We start from the raw sequence: 8,168 nt of genomic DNA, 5'->3' as shown, positions 1-8,168 counted from the left end.
GACCTGATCGAAGGCCTCTCACCCGCCATTTCCATCGAGCAGAAGACCACCAGCCGAAATCCCCGCTCCACGGTGGGCACGGTCACCGAGATCCACGACTACATGCGCCTGCTCTGGGCGCGGGTTGGCGTTCCCTATTCCCCGGCCACCGGCCTGCCGATCGAGAGCCAGACCGTCTCGATGATGGTCGACAAGCTGAACGCCCTGCCCGACGGCACCCGCCTCAACCTGCTGGCCCCGGTGGTCCGCGGCCGCAAGGGCGAGTACCGCAAGGAGTTCGCCGAGTGGCAGAAGGCCGGCTTCCAGCGGGTCAAGGTCAATGGGAATTAGGCGACACCTTACATATTCACTATTTGTTCCGGTCATGTTGCACTCTGTCCAGGACCCGTCTTGCCCGCATTGTTGTGCCCGACCTGTCGCACTACGTGACGGCGCGCGGCAACCGACGAGAGCCGATGTTCTTCGAAGATGGCGATCAGGAACTCTATCTCGATCTACTGGCGGAACACAGTCGCAAAGCCCGTGTGGCGGTCTGGTCCTATTGCCTGATGCCCAATCACGTCCACCTGATCCTGACGCCCGTCGACGAGGCTGGTCTGGCCCGCGCCGTCGGCGAAACACACCGACGCTACACGAATTTCATCAACGCGCGGGGCCGCTGGAGCGGGCATCTGTTCCAGAAGCGGTTCGGCTCGGTAGTCATGTACGAGGCGCACCTGGCCACGGCCTTTCTCTACGTTGCGCTGAAACCGGTCCGCGGGTGCCTGATCGCCAGGGCCGCGATTGGCGCTGGGCCAGCACAGCTGCCCATCTGGCCGCTTTTGACGACGGGCTTGTGGATCTGAGGCCATTGCTGGAGCTCATGCCCGACTTCGCCGAGCGACTGACCGACGCCGAGGCGGACGGTGCCGGTGAATTGCGGGCCTTTTAGGCTTTGAGGTCTTCGGAGACCAACGGTAGTCCCGCCGGCAACTCGGTGTTCATCGCCGGACTTGAGTGCCTGCCAGGCCGCACGCTCGCCCGCCGTGCTCCAGGTCGAAAGCCAATGCGTACGAGGCCTGAGCAACCTGCCCTCTTTTGAAGCGTCGGTGTATGGGTAAGGCGTCGCGGTAATCCTGTCGCCGTAATCCTGACCTGAACCTTCATGACGCCCTCGCACGGACCTTCGGGTCGCAGGCTGCGCGAAACGCCCGCACGTGTTAACAATTGTTGATACGTCATCGCGCGCCCGGCGCGCGCCCGGCGTCTGCCAGCCCTGTGGAAACCGCCGTGCCCCGCTTTTCTGATAATACACCTTGCAGTGAAGATGGATTATATTCACGTTGTGATTGTGACAACGATCAGGTGTAAGAGCTGATAGATGAGCGAGCTTTTTCGCCCCGAGGCGCTCCGCAAAAGCGCGTCTCGCCTTCAGGGCGAACTGATCATCTCGTCGCCTACATCAGTCCGTCTGGCGGCCTCGGCGGCATGCTGTTTGGCCGCAATCACCGTAGCGGTTCTTTGCAGCATTCCCTACACGCGCCGGGAATCGGTCAAAGGTTGGCTTGTCCCAGACGCTGGCCTAATCAGGGTAGCGGCAAGACAGTCCGGGCTAATCTCGCCAATTGTCCAAGAGGGGGCTTTTGTAGAACTCGGCGCGACGCTAGCCACCTTGCGTTTGGAGAGCCAACTGCCCGTCGGCGCCGCTGGGCGTCTATTGAGCGCGGACATGGCGACTGAAGAAGCGGCGGAGAAGGAAATTCATCGGGCCACCGTCGCACGCCTAGAGTCTCAAGAGGAAACCCTGATCCGTCGGTTAGCAATCCTGGACTCCACCGTTGAACAGCGGCGAAAGCAGCTACAGATCGCCCAGCAGAAGGCTCAGCTGGTGCTTGCCGCTTTTGAACGCAGCGAGCGGTTGGTGGCGGAGGGATTTCTATCAGCCGCCGCCTTGGAAACACGGCGCAGCGCCGTCCTCGATGCCGATGCCTCGATATCTGCCAGACGCACTGATCTCCTTATGGCTACCGAGGACCGTGCGGCAGTGCAACAGCAGTTCGCCAACGTACGGATCGAGAGCCAAATGTCGTCGCAAGAAGTGCGACGGGTTGCGGCGCAATGGGGACAGCGACGCACCGCTCTAGCGGTGCAGAGTTCCGTACTTGTCGTTGCGCCGCTTTCAGGTCGAGTGCTTGCAGTGCCGGTGGACCAGGGCCAGGTGGTCAGCGCGACATCTACCGTCGCGATCATCGTACCGAAGGGGTCGACGCTCGTTGCTGAACTCTACGCGCCAACACGCGCGGTTGGACGCTTGCGACCGGGACAATCGGTTCGTCTAAAGTACCAAGCATTTCCCTTCCGGACCCATGGTATGGGACGAGGTCGGATTCAGAGCATCTCGCGGACGGTGCTTGCGCCTGATGACGTCAAGACACCCGGTCTTCGACCGGAGGAGCCCGTGTTCCGTGTCCGGGTCGCACTACAAGATCTAGGGTTGAAGGGAACGCCATCGCTCCAGCCTGGCATGTTGGTCGATGCAGACATAGAGGTTGAGCGACACACGTTGGTGGGATGGCTCCTCGGCCCGATCCTTGATCGTCGAGGCAACGCCGCGTGAAAATCGACACTTCTCTCTCAGGAAAGCGCCAGCTTCCCCTCATGATGTCTACCGAGTTGGCGGAGTGCGGCTTGGCCTGCCTGGCCATGGTCAGCGGATACTATGGCCATCAAGTTGATCTTGCCACCTTGCGGCAGCGGTTCCCACAGTCGCTTTCCGGACTAACCCTTCCGGGCCTGATCGGGTTGGCGAAGCGGCTGGAACTGGCTACGCGTCCGCTCAGAGTGGACCTGGAGGCGCTTACTCAACTACGCGTGCCGACGATACTCCACTGGGACCTCAACCACTATGTGGTCCTCAAGGAAGTCCAGGGCAATACGGTCGTGATCCACGACCCGTCGACCGGCGCACAACGGCTGCCCCTCACAGTGGTCTCTGACCACTTCACAGGGGTGGCCTTGGAGGTTTGGCCGACGGCCGATTTCACCGCGCTCGACGTGAGACGTCCACTTTCCCTTACCAGCCTCTGGCACCGCTCGTCTGGAATCTGGGGATCGATGGCGCGCGTCCTCGCACTGACTCTGGTGCTGCAATTGGTTGCGTTGACCGCGCCCATTCAGCTTCAGTTGGTCGTCGATCAGGGCGTGCAACACTCTGACGAGTCACTACTTTACGTCCTGGCGGCCGGCTTTTTGGTCCTCGCGCTCTTCCAGGCAACGGTCGATTTTCTAAGGACCTGGTGCGTTCAATCAGTAGGGGCCCTCTTCAGTTTCCAGGCGATCGCCAACATCGTGCGTCACCTCTTTAGCTTGCCGATACCGTTCTTCGAGAAGCGCCACATTGGGGATATCCTGTCGCGAATGCAGTCTGCCAACGCTGTGCAGGAAGTCTTCACGAAGGGAATGGTTACCGGTTTTCTGGACGGTGTTATGGCGATTGGCGCCCTTGCAATACTGTTGGCATACGATCTTCGTCTGGCGGCTATCGCCGCCGCCGCTGTGGGGTTAAATCTCGGCTTGACGCTCCTAGCGGCCAGCCTGACTCGGCGCGGCATGCACTTGCAACTTCAAGCGGCAGCCGAAGAGCGAACGCACCTAATGGAGAGCATCCGCGCGATTCGGGTCCTCCGGCTGATGGGGCGCGAGTCCGAGCGCGAGCAGATTTGGAGCAATCTCTACGCCACCTCTCTGAACCGCGGGCTCGAAGTTGGGCGTCGACGGCAGGCCTTCACGTCGGCTCAGCTGGCAGTTGACGCGGCCTCTACTGCAGCGCTCCTCCTCGCCGGTGGGTTGCAGGTGATCCGTGGTGAAGGCCTGACCGTTGGGATGCTCCTGGCTGTCATGGCCTACAAGCAAATTTTGACTGATCGCTCCCGTGGCCTACTCACGCAAGTGATAGAGCTTAGGTATGTCAGCCTACATCTGGAGCGGTTGTCAGACATCGTCGCCACGACCCGCGAGGAAGTGGGCTTGGATCCAGAATCGGCCGTGACAGCCGATCAACTGGACCTATTGGATGTGAGTTTTCGATATGGCGAGTCTGATCGGACAGTCCTGAGCAATGTGACCTTATCTGTCCGAAGGGGCGAGTATCTGGCGATCACGGGGGCGTCCGGCAGCGGTAAATCCACGCTGCTGAAAGTCATGCTGGGCTTGCAGTCGCCGACTGGGGGTGAGGTCCGGCTTGACGGTACACCAGCCACGCCTGGCATCTGGCAGGCGTGGCGCCGCCACATCGGAGTGGTCTCTCAAGACGATGTGCTGCTATCCGGGACCATTGCAGAGAACATTGCGTTTAGTCGCGACGTTGACTTGCCAAAGGTGAAGAAGGCGGCTGAGCGTGCGCAGGTCCGTACCGACATTGAGCGGATGCCTATGAGATACCTGACGCCAGTTGGGGATATGGGGGCTGCATTGTCTGGCGGTCAACGCCAGCGAATTCTGCTTGCGCGGGCTCTTTACCAGGACCCTGATTGGTTATTCCTGGACGAAGGAACCGCAAACATCGACCAAGCAACCGAGCACCTTCTCGCCGACCTCATCAGCAGCTTACCCTGCACGAGGATCGTAATCGCGCATCGCCCCGCCCTGATCGCAAGAGCAGATCGTGTTTATTCTATGGAGGAAGGTCGGCTACGCGTCCTGCCCCCCAGTGGTATGCCTCACGAGGTGATTGCATGAGAGCAAAGATCCCGTTGACGGACGTCCGCGGTCATTCAAAGCGCCCGCGTCGTCGCCAATTGGTCGCCATGGCATTCGGCCTGATGCTTCTGGTGCCTGAGGCCCATCGCGCAGAGGCGGCGGCCGGATCAGAGATACTTCCGGCTTGCACGACCACGTCCTTGCAGGCCTGCAGGCTTCCCAGTCCTTCCGCTGAGATGTTGGAACCGCGCACGAAGGGGCATGCAATTGCAATCTGGATGGAGGACGACAGGCTTCATGTGGCCATGAGAGACCCGCCAGATGGCACGATGCTCTGCTGCCAGTTCACGCTGCCGTTGGAGCGCGTCCCGGGCACGAGATATGCTGTGGCCGCGGTCTGGGTACCAAAAGAGGTGCCGAGGCCGTTCGACTTAAAGCTGATGGCCGGGGGCAAGACACTCCTCCAACAAGTTTGGCATCCTCCTACACTTGGAGCGGCGGAAAAGGCCCTTGTCGCCGGCAGCATGTTGAATGTGGAACTGGGACTCTCGGGACCCCACTCAATTCAGCGCCGGATAAGCATCTACCTACCACACAGCTACCGCACAGATCCGCGGCGATACGTGCTCTATCTTGCCGATGGGCAGGCGGCGATGAGCCTGGCGCTAAAGGCGGATGAGCTGATCAAAAGAGGGTGGCTCCCGCCGCTAATGATTGTCGGCATTTGGAATGATCCTGCACTCCGTGACGCGGAGTATCTGCCGGGCTTCGAGGGTGGGCGCCAAGCTTTTGCAGCCCACAAGCGCTTTGTGCAGGAAACGGTGACAACTTATGCAGAGTCTGAGCTTGGCGCGCCCTCGATCCCTCAACAACGGATATTTGCCGGGGCTTCAAATGGCGCTGCATGGGCGTTGGCCATGGCATCGGATGCCAACCTTCCGGCTGATCGAGTGATCGCTCTCTCACCACTCTGGACCCCGATTACGCGTCAGGCCGCCCTTCGATCGACCCACAGGGTATTTGTCGGCGCTGGAGAGGCAGAGCCGGGCCCAGAGCCAATCCTCCGAGCGCTGGTCGCGGGACCGGCGTGCGTCTGCGCCAAGACCATGCCGGGAGGGCACTCCCCTGAAGTCTGGAGCAAGCTGTACGAGGAGGCCTTATTGTGGCTCGGCACCAACAACTATAAGTGCAATTCCCTATGGACTCGCCCATGACGTGCGGTAAGCTCTCCCCGTTGCACAAACCAATGGAGCACCAAAATGCGGATGGACACTAAGCCTTTCATCCTCGCTGCGCATGAACGATCCATGCAAGGGATTCGCGAGCTAACTCTCGACGATCCTGAACTAGAAGCGGTAGCGGGCGGAGATGGAACGGGCAAGTACTGCTGCATTATCACGCCTGACGCAATGTTCTGCGACACCGATTACGACGTTTAAGCCTAAAGTGAGGCCCCTCAATATCCATGTAGATCTTGGGGGGCCAAACCTTTTGACGATTTGATGGTCTCGACCTAGTCTTGCCACCCAATCAGGACTAACGGAACGTCTAAAATGACGAATGTCATCCTGTTATTCGGGTCTCGCACCGATCCGCACCTTCAACTGGTCGGCGACGCTCTCATCGACCTAGGTTCGCCGCCGGTCTTTCTTGATCACGAAGAAACCGGTGCCGTGACGTTTTCTCTGGATGAGCAGTCATTCGTGCTCCGCGATCAGACCCTGGCGCTTCAGGACATCGGCGTCGCATGGAACCGCGCAAAGATTCGATATCGACGATTCGGAGCAGGGGACGAGTTCAATCACCAATACATCTGGGGAGCAGGTTGGCGCGCCTTCATTGACGAGATTTGCGCGTTATTGGGAGATCGCAGCGTCAACAGTCTTGCCGCTGTTCGGCGCGCATCCGACAAAATCGTTCAGCTTCTTGCTGCCCGCGACCTTGGATTTGTAGTTCCCCGATCGCTTGTATCAAACCAGCCACAGACCATCCGCAGATGGGCCACCGCGCAAGAAAAGACGATCACCAAGACTCTCGGTGAAGGGTTCATTCCGTCTCCCGATACTGAGTATGGCCATTCCACCATCATGACCACGCGGGTCGAATGGCCCTTGTTCGATGCAAGTTTATCCGGGGTCGAATCGCTCCCTGCGCTCTACCAAGCCGAAATATCAAAGGCATATGAGCTGAGGGTAGCGGTGCAAGGCAAGAGTATATTTGCGTTCAAGATCGACTCACAAGCGAGAGAGTACACGAAGGTAGATTGGAGATTTGGATCGCCTTTATCTATATACGAGAATTACGAGCTTCCGCTGTCAATACTGTCAAAGATACAATGTTATATGAGTCACTTTGGGCTCTTCTCTGGACATTTTGACTTTGTCGTTACGCCCGACGGGGAATATGTGTTCTTAGAGTGCAACCCTCAAGGGCAATGGGCGTTTTTGGATCACCTCACGGACCATCGCATGAGTCGTGCATTCGCTCAGGAACTGTTGAACAGAGCGGGTGTAACGCCAACTAACACGGATCCCGAGGCGCGTTTTTCGCTTCTTGGATTTAGTCTTGAGGACTGCGCTCCATGCAACATGGTGTTCGACAACATCAAGGTGCTGGCACCTTATCGAAAATTGCCCGTCGATATAGTGAAGGTAACCCGGGATGACCCAGTTACGATGTCTCGTGCGTCTGCGTATGATGTTCGCTTCTATCCGAGCGTGTTTCTCCTTGAGAATGGAGTGGTCATTGCGCGCCTACAGGGTGCCAATACGAAATCCGGTCCTCTTAACAGGCAAAGCCTAGCCGATTGGCTTGATCGATATCTCGCCACTCATGCACCCAAGTAGACTATGAGGCGATAGGCGCGGCAATCCGGGATATCTAGGGACGCAATGAATAATTGACGATAGTTGGGACATGGCGATTTGTCAGGATGTACCTTCCCGGAACGCGACCATGATCCCATTGCCAAGACGTCTGATCGCCATCGCCTTTCTGGCGCTCGCTCCCGCCCTGGCCTTCGCCAATGGCAAGGCAGAGGTCGCCGTGGCCGGCGTTGCTGCGCCCGGCGAGAGCGCCGGGATATTGATCCCGCGCGCCGACGCGACGAAGGCGAACCTCTATCGCAGGGCGCGGCCGGTGGCCGTGGCCCTGGCGCCGGATGTGCGCCAGATCAACCCGCCGCCAGGTCTCGCCGGGCGCGCGCAGGAGTACGATGTCCACCCGAAGTCCGAATGGTCCGACGATCAGGGTTTCCATGTCGACGCTGCGGGGGTCGGCTACAGGCGCCGGTTCTAGGCGGCGCTGCTGCCAGCGTCGTGTCAGCAAGCCCCCTGACCAGGCGCACGTACAGCTTTGTTCTCTTTCCGTTCCCGTGTTATCCCTGAGTCTCACCGACTACAATGTTTGCCCGCAGAGATGACGTTTTCGCGGGCTCTACCTGGACCCGGGACAGTATGGCCGACCTGCATAACCAGATCCGCGTGCGCGGC

The 8,168-nt window shown here is 59.2% G+C and carries 6 protein-coding genes and 1 pseudogene; all 7 read left to right on the top strand.

The window, feature by feature from the left end:
• Positions 1 to 324, top strand: a pseudogene (locus ACIQ3B_RS17475) (excinuclease ABC subunit A); the annotation flags it as partial.
• A gap of 131 nt (positions 325 to 455) precedes the next feature.
• Complete coding sequence (locus tag ACIQ3B_RS17470; protein WP_397404842.1) at positions 456 to 845, top strand: transposase; 390 nt, start codon at positions 456 to 458, stop codon at positions 843 to 845.
• 515 nt (positions 846 to 1,360) lie between these two features.
• A complete protein-coding gene (locus ACIQ3B_RS17465; RefSeq protein WP_397404840.1) occupies positions 1,361 to 2,596 on the top strand; it encodes an HlyD family secretion protein in 1,236 nt (411 codons plus the stop codon).
• Positions 2,593 to 4,716, top strand: coding sequence for a peptidase domain-containing ABC transporter (locus ACIQ3B_RS17460; protein WP_397404838.1), 2,124 nt, complete (start codon positions 2,593 to 2,595; stop codon positions 4,714 to 4,716). Before ACIQ3B_RS17465 ends, ACIQ3B_RS17460 begins: the two co-directional genes overlap by 4 nt.
• Positions 4,713 to 5,891: an alpha/beta hydrolase-fold protein gene (locus tag ACIQ3B_RS17455; protein WP_397404836.1), complete on the top strand. Its 1,179-nt coding sequence runs from the start codon at positions 4,713 to 4,715 to the stop codon at positions 5,889 to 5,891. The genes ACIQ3B_RS17460 and ACIQ3B_RS17455 overlap by 4 nt, the downstream gene beginning before the upstream one ends.
• A gap of 339 nt (positions 5,892 to 6,230) precedes the next feature.
• Entirely contained in the window at positions 6,231 to 7,523 is a 1,293-nt protein-coding gene (locus tag ACIQ3B_RS17450; RefSeq protein ID WP_397404834.1) for a thioredoxin domain-containing protein, read from the top strand.
• A gap of 109 nt (positions 7,524 to 7,632) precedes the next feature.
• Positions 7,633 to 7,974 (top strand): hypothetical protein, encoded by a 342-nt coding sequence (locus ACIQ3B_RS17445; RefSeq protein ID WP_397404832.1) that lies wholly within the window; start codon positions 7,633 to 7,635, stop codon positions 7,972 to 7,974.
• Positions 7,975 to 8,168: the final 194 nt, after the last annotated feature.

The sequence above is a fragment of the Phenylobacterium sp. genome (assembly GCF_044358365.1).
GTDB lineage: Bacteria > Pseudomonadota > Alphaproteobacteria > Caulobacterales > Caulobacteraceae > Phenylobacterium.
This window is presented reverse-complemented; position numbering and strand designations above follow the sequence as displayed.

Bases quoted from the DNA above. Each gene is read 5' to 3' on its own strand.
- ACIQ3B_RS17455 (WP_397404836.1), top strand. From the start codon at position 4,713: ATGAGAGCAAAGATCCCGTTGACGGACGTCCGCGGTCATTCAAAGCGC.
- ACIQ3B_RS17445 (WP_397404832.1), top strand. From the start codon at position 7,633: ATGATCCCATTGCCAAGACGTCTGATCGCCATCGCCTTTCTGGCGCTC.
- ACIQ3B_RS17465 (WP_397404840.1), top strand. From the start codon at position 1,361: ATGAGCGAGCTTTTTCGCCCCGAGGCGCTCCGCAAAAGCGCGTCTCGC.
- ACIQ3B_RS17470 (WP_397404842.1), top strand. From the start codon at position 456: ATGTTCTTCGAAGATGGCGATCAGGAACTCTATCTCGATCTACTGGCG.
- ACIQ3B_RS17450 (WP_397404834.1), top strand. From the start codon at position 6,231: ATGACGAATGTCATCCTGTTATTCGGGTCTCGCACCGATCCGCACCTT.